This is a genomic window from Bacillus sp. OTU2372, assembly GCF_038440275.1.
Taxonomy (GTDB): domain Bacteria; phylum Bacillota; class Bacilli; order Bacillales; family Cytobacillaceae; genus Neobacillus; species Neobacillus bataviensis_B.
This window is the reverse complement of the sequence record NZ_JASATK010000001.1, coordinates 267,105-284,373: the sequence shown is the minus strand read 5'-3', so window position 1 is coordinate 284,373 and position 17,269 is coordinate 267,105. Positions and strand designations below refer to the sequence as shown.

The 17,269-nt window shown below is 37.4% G+C and carries 15 protein-coding genes; 6 read left to right on the top strand and 9 right to left on the bottom strand.

The features are described from left to right. Positions 1-50 precede the first annotated feature (50 nt). From rhaA to AAHB15_RS01425, 3 genes are all read right to left on the bottom strand, one after another. Positions 51-1,304, bottom strand: coding sequence for an L-rhamnose isomerase (rhaA, locus tag AAHB15_RS01435; RefSeq protein WP_342041617.1), 1,254 nt, complete (start codon positions 1,302-1,304; stop codon positions 51-53). Positions 1,305-1,324: 20 nt separating this feature from the next. Continuing rightward, complete coding sequence (gene rhaB, locus AAHB15_RS01430; RefSeq protein ID WP_342041616.1) at positions 1,325-2,743, bottom strand: rhamnulokinase; 1,419 nt, start codon at positions 2,741-2,743, stop codon at positions 1,325-1,327. Between the two features lie 246 nt (positions 2,744-2,989). Beyond that, positions 2,990-3,907 carry a DMT family transporter gene (locus AAHB15_RS01425; RefSeq protein ID WP_342041615.1) on the bottom strand — a complete coding sequence of 306 codons (918 nt, stop codon included), beginning with the start codon at positions 3,905-3,907 and terminating at the stop codon, positions 2,990-2,992. Positions 3,908-4,146: 239 nt separating this feature from the next. Between AAHB15_RS01425 and AAHB15_RS01420 the strand changes: the two genes are divergently transcribed. From AAHB15_RS01420 to AAHB15_RS01400, 5 genes are all read left to right on the top strand, one after another. Further along, positions 4,147-5,163 carry an AraC family transcriptional regulator gene (locus AAHB15_RS01420; protein ID WP_342041614.1) on the top strand — a complete coding sequence of 339 codons (1,017 nt, stop codon included), beginning with the start codon at positions 4,147-4,149 and terminating at the stop codon, positions 5,161-5,163. 190 nt (positions 5,164-5,353) lie between these two features. Then, positions 5,354-6,607: a C4-dicarboxylate transporter DctA gene (gene dctA / locus AAHB15_RS01415; protein WP_335572566.1), complete on the top strand. Its 1,254-nt coding sequence runs from the start codon at positions 5,354-5,356 to the stop codon at positions 6,605-6,607. A 111-nt stretch (positions 6,608-6,718) separates the two neighbouring features. Then, positions 6,719-7,396 (top strand): response regulator, encoded by a 678-nt coding sequence (locus tag AAHB15_RS01410; protein ID WP_335572567.1) that lies wholly within the window; start codon positions 6,719-6,721, stop codon positions 7,394-7,396. Between the two features lie 31 nt (positions 7,397-7,427). Continuing rightward, positions 7,428-9,017: a DcuS/MalK family sensor histidine kinase gene (gene dcuS / locus AAHB15_RS01405; protein WP_335572568.1), complete on the top strand. Its 1,590-nt coding sequence runs from the start codon at positions 7,428-7,430 to the stop codon at positions 9,015-9,017. A 17-nt stretch (positions 9,018-9,034) separates the two neighbouring features. Beyond that, positions 9,035-9,163: a hypothetical protein gene (locus AAHB15_RS01400; protein WP_335572569.1), complete on the top strand. Its 129-nt coding sequence runs from the start codon at positions 9,035-9,037 to the stop codon at positions 9,161-9,163. 77 nt (positions 9,164-9,240) lie between these two features. Here AAHB15_RS01400 and AAHB15_RS01395 read toward each other — a convergent pair whose 3' ends face one another. From AAHB15_RS01395 to AAHB15_RS01370, 6 genes are all read right to left on the bottom strand, one after another. Beyond that, complete coding sequence (locus AAHB15_RS01395; protein WP_342041613.1) at positions 9,241-12,066, bottom strand: alpha-L-rhamnosidase; 2,826 nt, start codon at positions 12,064-12,066, stop codon at positions 9,241-9,243. Positions 12,067-12,239: 173 nt separating this feature from the next. Beyond that, a complete protein-coding gene (locus tag AAHB15_RS01390; RefSeq protein WP_342041612.1) occupies positions 12,240-13,511 on the bottom strand; it encodes an MFS transporter in 1,272 nt (423 codons plus the stop codon). A gap of 781 nt (positions 13,512-14,292) precedes the next feature. Further along, positions 14,293-14,877 (bottom strand): hypothetical protein, encoded by a 585-nt coding sequence (locus AAHB15_RS01385; RefSeq protein ID WP_342041611.1) that lies wholly within the window; start codon positions 14,875-14,877, stop codon positions 14,293-14,295. Then, positions 14,828-15,337, bottom strand: coding sequence for a family 43 glycosylhydrolase (locus tag AAHB15_RS01380; RefSeq protein ID WP_335572572.1), 510 nt, complete (start codon positions 15,335-15,337; stop codon positions 14,828-14,830). Before AAHB15_RS01380 ends, AAHB15_RS01385 begins: the two co-directional genes overlap by 50 nt. A 5-nt stretch (positions 15,338-15,342) precedes the next feature. After that, on the bottom strand, positions 15,343-15,639 hold the full coding sequence (locus tag AAHB15_RS01375; protein ID WP_335572573.1) for a hypothetical protein: 297 nt from the start codon (positions 15,637-15,639) through the stop codon (positions 15,343-15,345). A gap of 241 nt (positions 15,640-15,880) precedes the next feature. Then, on the bottom strand, positions 15,881-16,291 hold the full coding sequence (locus AAHB15_RS01370; RefSeq protein WP_335572600.1) for an Lrp/AsnC family transcriptional regulator: 411 nt from the start codon (positions 16,289-16,291) through the stop codon (positions 15,881-15,883). Positions 16,292-16,408: 117 nt separating this feature from the next. On the opposite strand from AAHB15_RS01370, the gene AAHB15_RS01365 reads away from it, so the two are divergent. After that, a complete protein-coding gene (locus tag AAHB15_RS01365; protein ID WP_335572574.1) occupies positions 16,409-17,167 on the top strand; it encodes an MBL fold metallo-hydrolase in 759 nt (252 codons plus the stop codon). Positions 17,168-17,269 lie beyond the last annotated feature (102 nt).

Sequence of the window (17,269 nt, the reverse complement as noted above, 5' to 3'; positions counted from 1 at the left end):
AAAAAGGAGTCTATAAATCCCCTCATTGAGTCTTCCCAAAAAAAATCTACTTATCGCTTTAATAAGACCTCTTGCTCATACGCCTTTACTTCTTCTAACCAAGACTCTCTTACTGGAACGCCCATTCTTTCACAATAGTAATCCCAAACTGCACCAAATGGATAAGTTTTGAATTCTTCCATTAATGCTAATCTTTCAGTGAAGTTTCCTTCTTCTTGAAGCTGTTTTAGATACTCGTTTGGTACTAACATTGCAGATAATAATGCCTTGATCATATTGCGAGTACCAATTGTCCAAGCCGCCACACGGTTGATGCTTGCATCAAAGAAGTCTAGGCCGATGATGACACGGTCTACCGCTTCATTACGTACGATTTCTAAGGCAATCTCCTTTAATTCATCATCAAGGATAACTACATGATCACTGTCCCAGCGTACAGGTCTTGAAACATGCAGGGCAAGCTTTTCGCTAAATAATAACATCGATGAAATTTTATTTGATACTGTTTCGGTTGGATGATAGTGTCCTGTATCCAGTAAGCATAATTTATCATTTTTCATTGCATAATTTAGATAAAATTCATGAGAACCAACTACATAAGATTCGGAGCCAATTCCAAATACTTTACTTTCAACAGCATCTAGATTGTATTTCTCGTCTGTTTCTACTGCAAAAATTTTATCCAATGAATCTTTTAATCTTTTTCTTGGAGTTAAGCGGTCGCTAGGAATATCTTTATAGCCATCCGGAATCCAAATGTTTGTTAAGGCTGGTGTGCCAAGTTCTTTACCAAAATACTCACCAATTTTCCGGCTGCCAATGCAGTGATTAATCCAGAACTCACGAATTTCTTGGTTTGGATGAGAAAGTGTTAAACCATCATTTGCTTTCGGATGTGAAAACAGTGTTGGGTTGTAGTCTAAACCTAAACCATTTTCCTTTGCCCATTTCACCCAGTTTTCGAAGTGTTTAGGTTCTAATTGATCTCTTTCTACAACTTCTCCATTTGTTTCCGCATAAATCGCATGTAAATTAACGCGGTGTTTACCTGGAATTAAGGAAAGTGCTTTTTCTAAGTCAGCTCTTAATTCTTCCGGTGTTGACGCTTTACCAGGATAATTTCCGGTAACAGAAATTCCACCAGATAATTCGTTCGGATTTACTTCAAATCCACCAATATCATCACCTTGCCAGCAATGAATCGAAATCGGAACATTTTTTAAGGTTTCGATTACTTCATCAACATTAATTCCCCATTTTTCATAAGCCTTTTTAGCAAGTTCATAGTTTTCTTGAATAGACATGTATTTCTTCCTCTCCATGGTTAGTTTGTAATCGATGCAGTTGGTAAATATTTCTTTACTTCAAATGATTTTTTAACAATCGTGCGGGCCTCTTTAATATCTTCAATTTCATCGAGGGCCATTAACTGCGCCACGATATTACCGATCGCTGTAGCTTCAACTGGTCCTGCATATACTTCTTTTTTTGTTACATCAGCGACAAGTTGATTTAACATTTCATTCTGACAGCCGCCGCCGATGACATTGATTTTTTCAAATCTCTTTTCAAAGATTTCTTCGATTTCGTGAACGGCATCCTGATAGCTAACTGCCAAACTATCATATACGCATTTTGCGACTTCTCCAGGTGTGCTAGGAATTGTCTGACCCGTTTCTACACAATAATTCATGATTTCCTGAATCATGTTATCAGGTTTTAAGAAGCGGTCATCATTGACATTAACCACTGCCTTAACGTCCTTAGCCTCTCTAGCTAAATCAACCAGCTCGGCAAAAGAATATTCATTATTGTAGTTACGTCTGACCTCTTGAATCATCCAAAGGCCCATAATATTCTTTAAGAATCGGTATTGATAATCAATTCCGCCCTCATTGGTGAAATTATAGTCGAGTGCTTTGGTAACACAGATTGGGAAGTAATTTTCTACTCCAATCAGCGACCAAGTACCGGAACTGATATAGATCGTTTCATTTTCTTCTGGTACGGCAATAACTGCTGAACCTGTATCATGTGTTGCCGGAAGAATCACTTGAAGGTCAAAACCTAACTCTGAAACTAGTTCTTCCCTTAATGTTCCAAGAACCGCCTTTGGCATTTTAATTTCGTGGAACATTTCTTTATTAATTCCCAATAGATCTAATAAGTCATGATCCCATTTTTTTGTAAAAGCATTGACTAATTGTGTAGATGTAGCATTTGTGTATTCGTTTGCTTTTTTTCCTGTGAGCAAATAGTTAAAGTAATCCGGAATCATTAAGAATGATTTTGCCTGGTCTAAGATTTCCGGTGCGTTTTGTTTAATCGAATATAATTGATAAATGGTATTAAACTTTTGGAACTGGATGCCTGTTTCTAGATAAAGGCGTTCCTTCATTATTTTTTCAAAAACCTGTTCCATCATACCGTCTGTTCTTGGGTCACGATAAGAGACTGCTTCAGTCAATGGTTGATTCTTTTCATCCAATAACACAAAGTCGACTGCCCAAGTATCGATACCAATACTATCGGGTTTAATGCCAAGTTCATTGCACTTTTTTAAACCGTTTTTGATTTCTTGAAAAAGCATATCGGCTTCCCAGCAATAAGAGTCACCTTTTTTCACAATCTGGTTTTCAAACCGATGAATTTCTTCTAATTTTAATAATCCATTTTCAAGATAGCCTAAAATAAGCCGGCCGCTTGATGCACCAATATCAACAGCAATACTGTATTTTGTCATTAACATCACCTCTCGGTTGGAAACGCTTACTGATATACTTTTATAATACTAGAAAATGACGTTTTTCCTATAACTTGATTCGACCAATTTATTGTCCTTATTTGCCAGCTTTAATTCTTAAATACCAAAAAACACCACAGAATTTTTCTGTGGTGTTTCAACTCATAATCCCGTTCCTTATCTCAGGATGTATTGATAGTTTTTGGTTAAAGATCAACCTTTTAGCCGAATCAGTGGAAGGACTCTTCACATTGCCGCTTTATTTGCCCCAGTAGAGACTACCCTTTTACCCGATGGCATATTCGCAATAAATACACCTAGTAATACCAAAATACCGCCAATGATTTGATTTAGGAAGATATGATTCCCTAAAATAAAATGGGAGGCAAGAATGGCGACAAAGGGCTGGATATTCATGAACATTGAAGCTGTACCTGCACCAACTTTAGCTACGCCTTTATTCCACCAAAACCCGGCAATACCTTGAGCCATGATTCCAGCAAAAATTAACAAGATCCACATAAAAAGAGAATGGCTGATGACAGAGCCGCTAACAAAACTTTCGACTCCGGCAGCAGGAATCATCAGTACACTTCCTAGGACGGTTGAGTATATCGTAATAATAAACGTGTTCATAGTTTTGGATAAACCTCGGATAAACAATATACTAATCGAAAGGCAAAGCATGGCGATTAGTATGTTAAAATCTCCCCATGATATTCCCAAACCGCCATTTGCAACGCCAATAATTGAAAAAACACCAATTAAACTAATAATGGCTCCTACCGATTTTTTAATCGTAAACTTGACCTTAAAGATGATTCGTTCCAATAAAATTGTCGCTACTGGTGCCAAGGAAATAATTAATGAGGCGTTAGCTGGTGTTGTATGATGGAGACCAGTAAAATAAAAGGTTTGATTTAACAGGGTTCCAAAGATTCCAACACCAATGAGGTATTTCCACTCTGAAAGGGTGGGACGCTTCATTCCTTTATGAATCATAGCAACGATTATCAAAAAAAGTGATGTAAAGCAAATTCGAACTGTTGATAAAAAAACAGGTGAAAATCCTTGCAGTAAATAGGCACTGACCGGATAATTACACCCCCATAAAACAGAAACCAAAAAGAGACTAATAAAAGCTTTTATCATACTACTCGACATTTACCTTAGACAACCCTTCTTAAAACGATTTTGTTGGTGACTTTTATTAGTATAGCACGGTATTTCGCATATCGAAAGAAGTATCAAAGGGATTTTTTCATTCATTTTTCCTAAAGGGTAAATGGAGTAGATTCTCTTTATTTTCCAGCAGTCTATCCCTTTTTCTACTATATAAAGAAATAGGATATTGATAAACTATAATTATAAGAATTTCAGGCCAACAAAGGAGGGTGATTAACATGGATACAACTGTTATTGAGAAACAATTGATGGAAATGAGTGAATATGAAAAAAAGTATTCAGGCACAGCGGAACACCCAAGACATTACTCCCACTTAGAAGACTCAGAACTTACTTTTTCTAAGGGCATTCAAGCACCCGACATTGTCCCAGTAGATTACTTTTTTAAACCTTTTCAAAATGTTGTTTTTTTAAAACATCCTCGATTTATCAAATTTACCGAACATAGACATTCCTTTATTGAAATGAACTATGTATACTCAGGTACTTGTACACAATACATTAATGGCAAAGAGGTTATCCTCAAAGAAGGAGATCTTTGTTTACTAGATACCAATGTAATGCACGGAATTGAAAGCGCCTCCGAAAATGATATTATTATCAACATCATGATTCGAACAAGTTATTTTGATTCGGCACTGCTTCAAAGACTATCAGGAAATGATTTATTAACCGACTTTTTCGTAAATGCCATTTATCAGCAAAAGAAAGATAGCCGGTATATCATTTTTCCTAAAGGTTCCAACAATCGACTTAAAGAAATCATCATCCAAGCATTGGGAGAATTCTTTCATCCTCAGCTTTGCTCGAATGAGGCCATCAATTCTTATATGCTGTTAATTTTTACAGAGCTTTTAAGGATTTATAATAGCTATTCTAAAGACAAAGAAGAACCAACCTTTAAGAAAGCGATTATCTCGGAGATTCTGAGTTTTATGGAACAAAATTATCAATCAATGACACTAGAACGAACGGCTGAGAAGTTTCACTTTCATCCGAATCATCTAACTAGATTACTAAAAACCAATTTAGGTAAGACATTTATTGAATTATCACATCAATTAAAAATAAAAAATGCCTGCACCCTGTTAGAGAATACTGATTTTACAATCGATCAGATCGCAAATAAAGTTGGGTACACCAATATTACCTTTTTCTATAAATCATTTAAAAAAATTCATGGCGTTACTCCTGCCGAATATCGCAAAAAGAACCACGAAAGCCCTACTCCCTAGTAGACTTTCGTGGTTTTTTGTTACGAATTAATTTGTGAACAAATTGTGACCAAAATCACCAAAAAGAACGATATAACCAAAACATTGTCAGACTATTCTTTAAAATTTATACTTTCAATTAGAGTTTACATCTTGGCTTAATTCATTTTTGTAAGTGTTTACAATTTTATAAGAATCGGAGGATTGGGAAATGAAAATCAATTTTAAAGGTCTGACAACACAGGTTGTAATCGCAATAGTTCTTGGTATTATCTTTGGTGCGATATTTCCTAAAGCAGGTGCGGATTTAAAAGTCTTATCGGATATCTTTGTTAAAATGATCAAAATGGTGATTGCACCGATTATCTTCTTAACAATTGTCGTTGGGATTGCCGGTATGGGGGATATGAAAAAAGTCGGCAGGATCGGCGGAAAAGCATTATTATACTTTGAAATCGTTTCCACTATATCTTTGGCAATCGGAATCCTGTTTGCCACTATTTTTAAACCTGGTGCGGGAGTTAATGCACATAGTGCGAAAGCAGATATTACTCAATTTACTAAACAAGCCGCCGAAGGAAGTCACAGTTTCATGGATTTTATCATGGGAATCATTCCTGATAACTTTTTAGGCGCGATGGTAAACGGTCAGCTTCTTCCAATTCTTTTCTTAGCTGTACTATTTGGAATTGCCTTATCTGGCCTTGGCGAAAAAGGAAAATCAGTTATTGTTCTATTTGAAAAACTGTCTGAAACATTCTTTCGGATTGTAAATATTATTATGTACTATTCACCTATAGCAGCGTTCGGTGCTATCTCCTATACAATTGGTGAATTCGGTATCGGTTCCCTCGTATCTCTTGGAAAATTATTCGGGTTAACTGTCTTAGCTATGGTAGTGTTTATTGTTGTCGTTCTGGGCGGCATTGCGAAGTTCTATCGATTTAATATCTTTCAATTTATAAGTTATATCAAAGATGAAATTTTCTTAGTCCTAGGGACATCATCATCTGAATCGGCTCTTCCTAAAATGGTTGAAAAGCTAGAGAAATATGGTTGTTCTAAGTCAGTTGTAGGTCTTGTCGTTCCTACTGGATACTCTTTTAATCTAGATGGAACATCTATCTATCTTTCTATGGCTGCCCTATTTATTGCGCAGGCTTTCGGGGTTCACTTAAGCTTTGTTCAAGAGGTTACATTACTAGGAGTATTAATGCTTACCTCCAAAGGAGCTGCGGGTGTAACAGGCTCCGGGTTTGTTACTTTGGCGGCAACACTAGCTGCCTTCCCAAGTGTTCCTGTTGAAGGAATTGCCCTTCTTCTAGGGGTTGACCGGTTTATGTCTACAGCTCGTGCCTTAACAAACTTAATTGGCAATGGGGTCGCAACAGTTGTTGTTTCGAAAATGGAAAATGAGTTCGATGAGAATGTTAATTCCAAGCAATCTATTAGTAAAACGGCCTAACCTCGTTCAAATCTAGATAATAGACTTCAGCCACGAAAACCGTGGCTGTTTTTTTGAGGATAGGAAAAAAAGTAGGGTATAATGGTAGAAAAGATATTAAAGGAGAAAAGTATGGAGCCAATCAAAGTCTTGATTGTCGAGGATGACCCAATGGTCATGGAGATTAATGCTCAATTCGTTTCCAAGCTTCCGGGCTTTAAGTTAGCTGGAAAAGCTTTCAATGGTAAAGAAGCGCTCTCATTCATCAACGAAGAAAGGCCAAATCTCGTTTTGTTAGATTTCTTTTTACCAGACACAAATGGACTTACTTTGTTACAAACCATTAGAAATAACCATTATCCTTTAGATGTTATTCTCTTAACAGCCAATCGCGATCCACAACATATCCAGGAGATTTTCCGGGCAGGTGTTGTGGATTATATTGTCAAACCATTCCGGTTTGACCGTTTTCAAACAGCACTTGATCAATATCGTCAAAATTTTAAAAAATTCAAGGAAAATAGACCCCTTGAGCAAGCAGATTTGGACGCTTTAATGGGAGTTCAGCTCAAGGGAGGCGAGCCAGAGGACTATTTGCCAAAAGGGTTGAATGACAGAACCCTCCAGCAAATAGTACAATTTTTAAAAGGACAAGCTGAACCTCTTTCTTCTGAAGATGTTGCCGCAGGCATTGGATTAGCACGTGTCACTGTTCGCCGGTATTTAGACTATCTAGAGAAAAAAGGCGATATTATGATGGAGATTCAATATGGTTCTGTCGGCCGTCCAATGAATAAGTACAGGTTATAACCTTGAAGAAAAAAATGAAAGTGGGGATCCTGTGCGAAACAAACGACCACGGTTTCGTCTTCAAACTACGATTACCTTTTTAGTCTGCGGAGTTGTTGCACTTGCTTTATTTGTCACCGATTTGCTCATAAGTAATGAAATAGGGGAAGCGACACTAAATAATCAAACAGATAAAGCGATGAATATTGCCAGGATGGTTGCGCATTCTCCCCTTACTATTAACAATTTGGAACAAAAGCAAAATGAACGGGAGATACAGAAATATACCAGCGAAATGACTAAGATAACTGCCGTCGAATTTATTGTTGTGATGGATATGAATGGGATACGGAAAACGCATCCTAGTCCTGATAAAATTGGTCAACATTTTGTTGGAGGCGATGAAGGACCCGTACTCCGGGGTCAAGAAAAGACCTCCATCGCAAAGGGAACATTAGGGTACTCTTTAAGAGCCTTCACTCCCGTATTTTCAGACTCTGGAAAACAAATTGGCGCTGTTGCGGTAGGAATTTCTCTTAATAAGGTGAAACATGACGTTAAAAACAGCAAAAATGTCATTTATTTAGCTGTTATTTTCGGCGTATTAATTGGAGTTATTGGGGCAATTTTTTTAGCTAGAAAAATAAAGAAAAGTATGTTTGGACTGGAACCATTTGAAATTGGTAAATTACTTGAAGAAAGAAGTGCCATGCTTCAATCAACTAAGGAAGGAATTCTAGCTGTTGATCAGGATGCCCGAATCACACTCATTAATAATGAGGCACTGCGGTTATTCGAAGAAGCGGGAATGAAAGAAAACCCTGTCGGCCACTTAGTGGACCAATACCTCCCTCAACTTCAATTGCGAAATGTCTTAGAAACAGGGAAACCGAGTCTGAATATTGAAGTTGATTTATCTGGTATTACCCTATTTGCAAACCAACTACCGATTATTGTCGGTAATCAAATGGTTGGTGCCATTACTACTTTTCGTAACAAAACAGAAATTAATAAGTTAGCAGAAGAGCTCACTGGGGTCACACTTTATGCAGAGGCATTAAGGGCCCAATCCCATGAATTCATGAATAAACTTCATGTTGTGTTAGGATTAGTTCACCTGCAGCAATATGAAAAGCTTTCCGATTATATTGATCAGATTTCCGACCAACTTCAAAATGAAGTCGGTTATATTGTCAGTAAAATAAAGGACCCCGCTCTAGCAGGGTTCATACTTGGAAAAATGAGCTACGCAAGGGAAATGGGGGCAGAACTTTCTTTTTCAGGAGAAGGTACCTTGCCTGAACCCGCACTACCTGAAACTACTCATGAAATAATTACTATTATTGGAAACTTAACTGATAATGCCTTAGAGGCTCTTTCCGGCCAAGAGAATAAAAAGGTATTCATTCATTTTGATTATTATGATCATGAGCTTTTAATTGAAATAGCGGACAATGGTCCCGGGATAGAAGAGGATATAGTTAAGCAGGTATTTTCGAAAGGGTTTTCTACAAAAGGGAACGATCGAGGAATCGGTTTATTTCTTGTTAAACGCAGCGTAGATAAACTTCACGGTCAGATAGAACTTTCTACAGAGGTTGGAAAAGGAACGAGATTTACTGTTACTCTCCCCTACAATTAAAGGGAAGAGCTAAAAGTGTGTTTATTGATAGAGCAGTAGAAAAAGTCCGGGCAGCTGTTGTCAAAGCAGCGCATGAAATTGGTGTGGCACGCAAAGAGCTTCGGGCAGCAGTGCAACGTTTAAGCCATCATAATCTTTTAGTATAAATTGAGTTAAAGGCCGCCATTGATAAGAGGCGGTCCCTTTTTCTCTGGGCTGTTACATGGATTTTAACCTTTTAGCTCTAAAGCTCATTTATTCTACATAACTCATTTAATTTGTATTCAATATTAATTTGTCCAGAAGGTGCAGTGAATTCAACTCTTCTTTCCTTTTCATAATATTGATAATTTGAATATTCCATCTCGGTCAGATAATCATTTAGTTTCTGAACGGAGCCATGGTCGACATTTTTTAGTGAAATAACAGCCATTGTATTAGCTGGTACCACGACTTGTAAGAACATTTTCTGTTCTTCTTTTATCTCCCATTTCACCTTTATATCGCCATAAATGGATTCAAATTTCGTTTCAGCATATTTTAATCGATCATTATAATGAGGTTCGACCTTAAACTGGCTGTATCCTGGTTCAGTTGGAGTTAAACCGCCAATATGGCGGACCAGCCAATCCCCTACACAACCGAATGCATAGTGGTTAAAAGAGAAAGCCCCAACAGTACCATCCGGTTTAATCGCTTCCCATGATTCCCAAATGGTTGTTGCACCATTCTTGACTTCATAAAGCCATGAAGGGCAGGCTGTTTGGAAGAGCAGCTTATAGGCAATTTCCTCATAACCATTTTCACATAAGACATCCATAATATACGGAACAGATAAGAATCCTGTATCAATTTTATAATCATTTTTCTTGATTAACTCTACTAATCTTTCTACCGCTTTTTTCTTTTGCACTTCTGAAAGCAGATTAAAAGCCAGTGTTATTGTATAAACACCTTGGTAATCCGAGGTCATCACCCCTGAATCTGTGATATAAGCAATTCCAAAGGCTTCCTTTACCCTATTATGAAGAGTGTGATAATAATCAGACTGCTCTTCTTTTCCCAGGATTTTGGCAATCTCAGCTAACAAACCAGTAGAATAAGCATAGTAGGCAGTTGCAATAGAATCCTTGGTAGCAAATGCAGAAGCGATAGGTCCTTGCGGCTCTTTACCGAGCATAAAACTCGGGATCATCCAGTCACCAAAATGGAATTTTGTATCCCATAAGTAGCGAACATAGTCTTCTTCCACATTTTCTTTATTTCCTGCTGCACTTTTTTGTACAAAATCAAGCCATTTTTCCATTGCCGGAAAGCATTGTTCAAGGATACGTTTATCCCCGTATCTCTGAAAAAGTACCCAAGGAACAATAAGAATAGCATCTCCCCAGCCGGCTGAAGAAATAGTTCCAGTAAATTTTTTGTCATTCCAAATGTCCTTTGGAGCAGGGCTGAAATTGAGAATTTCTCCATCTTCTGTCTGCTCTTGCTGTAAATTCCAAAGCCACCTTGTCAGAAATGCCTGGACATCCATATTAAAAGCAGAGGTGGGAGCAAAAACCTGTAAATCACCGGTCCAGCCTGCTCGCTCTCGTTGCGGACAATCTGTCGGAATCGACAGCATATTGCCTTTTTGGCTCCATTGGATATTTTTCCAGAGTTGATTAATCTCTGGATCAGATGTTGTAAAATGTCCTGTTACCTTCATATTTGAGTACAAGACAATTGCTGAGATATTCTCTCGATGAAGCTCCGAATGATAGCCTGATAGCCGGACATAACGGAAACCATGGAATGTAAATGTTGGTTCAAAAACCTCTCCAATCTCACCGCTCGTCACATAATAATCGGTTTGCTCTTTATTTCTTCCTACTATATTATTAAAAAACTCACCGTTTGCATCCAAGACTTCACTGTGTTCAAATTTAAGTTCCTGCCCTTTTGAACCATACACGCGAAACCGGATACGACCTGCAATTACTTGGCCGAAGTCGATGATATATGCTTGGCTCTGATCCTTCCAAATATCAACAGGAGATAGAATTTCAACCGGCTTAACAAATTCACCATATTGTGCTCGTAAGTTATTTAACTTACAATCAACGACTGTAACGGGTGCCCATTCATCTTCCAAACAATTATATCCTGGCCGGTCCCATCCTGACTTTTCTAGATTTTTATCCTGTTTTTCTCCGATAAAAATATCACTGTATAAATAGTGACTGTTTGATGATAAAAACGAATCGTCTGTTGCAATTACCTGTTTGGTTTGATCAGTATAAGTTATTTCCAATTGACCCAGAAGTCCTAGCTTGTTGCCAAATTGAGCGCTTCCTCCAGGAATACTGATTCTGCCTGCATACCAGCCATCCGCAAGAATCACGCCCAAAACATTTTCACCGTCACAAAGATACGGCAAAACATCATAGGTTTGATACTGCAGATAGTTGGAATATGATGTGTAATCAGGTGTAAATTCTGCATCCGTGATTTTTTGACCATTGATTTTTGCGTGATAAAGTCCATGAGCAGTAATGTAAAGGCGAGCTTTCGCTATTTTCTTTTGGTCAATGTGGAAGGATTTACGAACCAATTTTGGCGGGTGCAATCTACCTTCTGTGGATGGTAAATCACCTTTCTTCTTACTAATAAACATATCCTCTAATGTCAATTCCGGTTCTTCCACTACATTTTCTTGCTGTGGTTCAATCCATTTTGCTACCCATTCATCCTCATGTAAAAGGCCCATTTCCCAATGTCCTTCACTGCTCCATGCTGATTCCTCATCATTAGAACTCCAAACACGGACTTGCCAGGTGTAGGTGGTTTTACTCTGCAATAAAGGACCTTCGTATGGAACGTTTACCGAAATTTGAGAATGTACCATATGGGAATCCCAAATCAGCTTTTTAAAACCTGAAGATTCTTTTTCAAACACATTTATTTGATAGGCAGACTGATTTATGCCTGTCCCTTCACTTTCTATTATCCAGCTGAAACGCGGCTGCAGGATATCTGCTCCCATCAGACTATCTTGATTTTCTATTTTTAACTTGATGACCTGGATCAAGATTTTATCCTCCTCATTTGCCCTCTATTTCTCATGTTGTTTACAATAAGTGGTGCTACCATTATTTCAAAAAGAACCACTGCTATTGCAATGAGTATCAAGGTTATATTCACGTGTAACCTCCAACATATGGATAAAATCCACGCAATTAAGGCGCGGATTTTATCATTTTTTTACTGGGCAATTTCAATATTAGCAGCTTCTTTCCTTTCCAATTCTGGAATTGGTTTAACGATAATACCTGCTAGTATTCCGAAGATAGCCAGTACTCCAAAGAATAATGGATAGCCTCCTGCCGCAACAATTGGACTTGCTGCCGAGTTGGCAAGCGATCCTCCAATATCATTGGCAATGTTGACGATTCCCATATCTTTTGCTGCATCTTCCGGATGTGGAAGGACTCTTGACATCAGTGCAATATCGACTGCTAAGAACATTCCAAAGCCAAGGGAAATGACTGAACCACATACATAGGAAAAGCCGATACTAGGAGCAAATCCATAGCCTAAAATACCGACTGCAGTAACAACTGCCGCAAGAAATACAAATGGTTTCTGGCGTCCAAATTTATCAGAGAGACCACCGCCGATGATACTGGCCACTGCTAAGATTGGGATGGTTATGTTCATACTTGTAGAGACAATACCTGCTAGATCTTGTTGAGAAACATGAAAACGCTCGAGATAATAGACACTAGTAAAAGAAGCAGCCGTATAGGCAATACCCATGAAAAATCTGGTTAATACTCCAAATGTGAAGTAAGGATATTTTCTTGGACTTGGATAAATCCGAGACATTTTTTCACCGAATGATAATGAATCATTGTTACCAAGTTCTTTTTGATACTCTACTTTTTCTTCCTTTATTAATAAACTTGTAATAATGGCAAAGATCACACAAATAAGTCCAAGTAATAAAAATTTCCTCTCAATCGCCCAGCTATTTAAGATAAACATTAAGTTAATCCCAATCATAATCGCAAGCGGGCTGACAAGACCATATATTCCTGAAGCAGTACCACGTTTGTTTTCCGGCACTTGATCAGGAATTAAAGCGGTTATGGCCGTACTCATAAAACTTAACAAGAGTTTGGCAAGTGCCCAAAATAACAAGACCATTGTAAAGGATTTAGCAGCCCCTACCCCGTAAAGTGCAGCGGCTCCCCCTATTGAACCAATTAGAATCCAAGGGCGCCTCCGTCCTAATTTCCAAGTTGTTCTGTCGCTAATCACGCCTGCCATGTATTGACTTAAAATACCAATAATACCTGTAGTTAGACCAATGATACTAAAACTCTTGGTAACGTTTGCAGGGTCAAGCATAGCTAATTTCACTGTCAGCAGGAATGCTAGTGGTGTAATGAGTGCGAGATTATAACCAAAGCTTCCTATCGAAATACCAGCAATTAAACGAGGAAAAGGTGTTTTGATTACATTAGAATTCATTGTTTAACCTTCTTTCCTTTTTTATTTTCCGAAAGATTTGAAAGCGATTCCATTCCTAGTTTAAAGGAGACACTAATGGTTAACTATAGCCATATGTGACATAATTCCTATCCATTTCAAACATTAATTAATAAAATAGTCAGAAAATCACTATAAAAAAGTACCTCCTAGTTGCTTGTCCTTTATAACGGATGGAGGAAAACTATTCTATCGGAACCATCATAAAAAAGAGCAAGCAGTTTATTCCGAACTGTTTGCCCTTAAATAAATTTTCTATATTAAAATTAATCAAGATTTGAGCAACTAAAGGTACACAGTGTTGATCTAGAAAGCTCTACGTAACTCGAATTTTACCAACTCTTCTATTTCGATTACCATCTTTAATATTCAGTGCTCTTTGGGATTTGGGGATATATGGGGATGAAATGAGACCAGTCTTAAACAGGGTATATCCAATAAAGGTAGCAAAGATCGTACTCCCGATCAAAAACCAAATGAATCTTCTGCCAACATTGCTTAACATATTTTCACCTCTTTAACCTCTCATTGATGATAAATATGATGAAATCATCTTTTTTATGTCGTCTTCAACTTCAAATTAGTTTTATTAAGAAATGTCACTAGTTTTTTCTAATTTTAACACTACTCTTACGATTTTTTCATGGTAAAAGGTCGTTCATAACTGTCAGAGAAGCAAAAATCAACTCTCTTATGTTAATTAAAAAATCCACGCATTTATGTGCGTGGACTTATCCAAACTTCTTTTACTAATCATAAACTTTTATCTAAAGTACAATGAATGAATCTCCATTTCTTTTACCCTATTAAATTGTAATTTAATTTGATGTTTTCCGGAAGAACCTTGGAAGGAAGAAGCTACAATTTTCCCTTCATCTAAGACAATACTTCCGGTTGCCTGCTTCTCGTCATCTAGATAAATATGAATTTCACCACTGCCGCTGGCTTCTATTGAAATTTCCTTGGACAATGTATCCCATTCAACATATCGAAAGACAGCCTCATCTCCATCCTTAATACCAGTTAAAACCTCATTCCCATTATTGGATGGTGCAATGTAAACACTGCCGGATAACTGACAAGCACGGTAGGCTTCGATTTTTTCATTGATTCCAAATGGCCGACCAGCCCCTTGGGATGTCATTTTTACTTCCTGAATGGTCCCGTCCTCATTGAAAAAAATCGGTTCAATACAAAGTCGGCGTTTTTGCTGCCTGTTCTGAGAACTTCGATGATAGAATACATACCACTGCCCATTTACTTCTTCGATCGAGCCATGGTTATTCCAACTCTGAGGATCACATCCATCGTTTATCCACGATGACCCCTTGATACTTGAATGGCCCAAGTGGTGATTTACTAGTTGCATAGGCTAGAGATGTTGGTTTACCTCGGACCATACTGGAATACACGAAATAGTAGGTATCTCCACGTTTTCGAACAGAACTTCCCTCATGAAAATAATGTTCTTCTTCCGTTACAAGTTTATTTACAATTGAGCCTTCCTCGAACTCTACCATATTATCTTTCAGTTTCCCACCATGTGCAAAGAACTGTCCCCAATAAAAATAAGCCTGTCCATCGTCATCAACAAAAACAGCTGGGTCGATTCCGCCACAAGGTAATTGAATCGGATCCCTAAAAGGCCCCTCTGGCTTATCTGCAAAAGCAACCCCTTCGCTTGCATCTGCCATACAAAAATACAAATAATATTTTCCATCCTTATGAATGGCATCTGGTGCAAACAACATATCTTTTGGGAACTTAGGAATTTCTAACTTTCCGTCTTTGGTATCTTTTTCGATCATTTTTTTCAAGAATGGGGTTGGTTTTGACCAATCAATACTTGATGGATATTTGGAGCATTCTCATCAAATATCCAGGGAACTAGGCTGGCATCAAAGGATTTCCCATGGCCTGCCCAATCAATCATATTATCTGAAGAAAAGACTCGATATTCCTTACTGCAATAAATATTCTCTTCTTGATCCCAAGAACCATAGACATACACCCTTCCATCTGGCATCACATGTGCTTCCGGGTCAGGAATGTGCAGGTCTGGCAGTAAAACTGGATTTCGGCAATCTTTATATACTTTCTTTTTTTCCACTCCTCAAAGATCTTCATAATGCAAACTAGACTCCAATAAATTAGTAATCTATGATAGCGCCGTCTTAAGTTTATAGAATAAGATGTGAGATGACTATATCGATATCCTACTAAATTCTATCCATTTCACACAAAAAAATAGTCGGCTGTTTTCTCACTTCAATAAAAAATCCTCAACCGATAAAAAGGTTAAGGATTTTTGTTTTTTACATAGGCAATATATTGATAGATACTTTTACTGACTATTTATTAATAACAATCGATAATTTATAGTTTGCATGCTTGTTTAAGTTTACCAAAAATTCATCTAATATTTCATTGGATGGGAATCTGCATTCGAGGATGTAACAACTATCTCCACTAATTTTATAATTGTTTATGACGTATGGTTGTTGTGTTTTTATGAACAACAAATAAGGTTCATGATGCGTACGTTTTGTATAGATATTAATTAAAGCATGTATAAAAAACCCTATTTTAGCATGATTAACTTTAATGGTATAACCTTCAATTACCCCATTATCTTCTAATTTAGCTACTCTAGATACGGCTGCTTGTCCAGTCAAATGGACTTTCTCCCCCAATTCTTTCATCGTGATTCGACTGTTCTTGGATAGTTCATCTAGGATTCGCATATCCGTGCTATCTAACATGTATTCAAATCCTTTCATTTTTCAAGTGAAACGGCCAAAAGACTTGATTTTATCTATGTAAATGTTATTCGGTCATAGAATAAACTATACGTATATCAGAGAAAAGGAGTTAAAAATATGAAGATACAACAAATTCGTAATGCAACACTAGTTGTCGAATATGCAGGCAAAAGGTTTTTAATAGATCCGATGTTAGCTGAAAAAGGTACTTACCCCCCTTTTCCAAACTCCTTAAGACAAGATCAATTTAATCCTCTAGTTGGCTTACCCTTGTCACTTGACAATATTATTACCGTAGATGCTGTAATTGTAACACATTTACATTTAGATCACTTTGATGATGTTGCCAAAGATATATTGCCAAAAGACATAAAAATGTATGTTCAAAATGAAGAAGATGCTAAAAAAGTTAGTAACGCTGGTTTTCAAAATGTAGAAGTTTTACAAGAAGATACAGTTTTTGAGGATATCCAATTAATTAAAACAATAGGCAAGCACGGAAGAGGAGAAATATTAAAACGTACTGGTTTAGTGTGTGGCGTTGTCTTGAAACATCATAATGAGAAAACCTTATATGTAGCTGGAGATACGGTATGGTATGAAGCGATCCAAGAGATGATCGATACACATAAACCAGATATCATTGTGGTAAATGGCGGAGATAATCAATTCTTTGAAGGGGGTTCTCTAGTAATGGGGAAAGATGACATCTACGAGGTGTATAAAGCTGCTCCTACCGCCAAAATTATTTCTGTGCATATGGAAGCTGTCAACCATTGGAAATTATCCAGAGAAGAGCTAAAAAACTTTATTGAGGAAAAAGGAATCTCTTCTCACGTTCTAGTGCCAGATGATGGCGAATCATATACATTTTAAGAAAAAAACAGAAATTATAGTTTTAATTTTATATGAGAGGAAAGACAATCAAATCAGTTGAAACCTTCTAATGAAAAAGGCAGCTTTCGGTAAGAAATTGAA

Excerpts from the sequence above, each read along its gene's own strand:
- rhaA (WP_342041617.1), bottom strand. The coding sequence starts at position 1,304 with ATGTCTATTCAAGAAAACTATGAACTTGCTAAAAAGGCTTATGAAAAA.
- rhaB (WP_342041616.1), bottom strand. The coding sequence starts at position 2,743 with ATGACAAAATACAGTATTGCTGTTGATATTGGTGCATCAAGCGGCCGG.
- AAHB15_RS01425 (WP_342041615.1), bottom strand. The coding sequence starts at position 3,907 with ATGTCGAGTAGTATGATAAAAGCTTTTATTAGTCTCTTTTTGGTTTCT.
- AAHB15_RS01420 (WP_342041614.1), top strand. The coding sequence starts at position 4,147 with ATGGATACAACTGTTATTGAGAAACAATTGATGGAAATGAGTGAATAT.
- dctA (WP_335572566.1), top strand. The coding sequence starts at position 5,354 with ATGAAAATCAATTTTAAAGGTCTGACAACACAGGTTGTAATCGCAATA.
- AAHB15_RS01410 (WP_335572567.1), top strand. The coding sequence starts at position 6,719 with ATGGAGCCAATCAAAGTCTTGATTGTCGAGGATGACCCAATGGTCATG.
- AAHB15_RS01390 (WP_342041612.1), bottom strand. The coding sequence starts at position 13,511 with ATGAATTCTAATGTAATCAAAACACCTTTTCCTCGTTTAATTGCTGGT.
- AAHB15_RS01380 (WP_335572572.1), bottom strand. The coding sequence starts at position 15,337 with ATGATCGAAAAAGATACCAAAGACGGAAAGTTAGAAATTCCTAAGTTC.
- AAHB15_RS01370 (WP_335572600.1), bottom strand. The coding sequence starts at position 16,291 with ATGTTAGATAGCACGGATATGCGAATCCTAGATGAACTATCCAAGAAC.
- AAHB15_RS01365 (WP_335572574.1), top strand. The coding sequence starts at position 16,409 with ATGAAGATACAACAAATTCGTAATGCAACACTAGTTGTCGAATATGCA.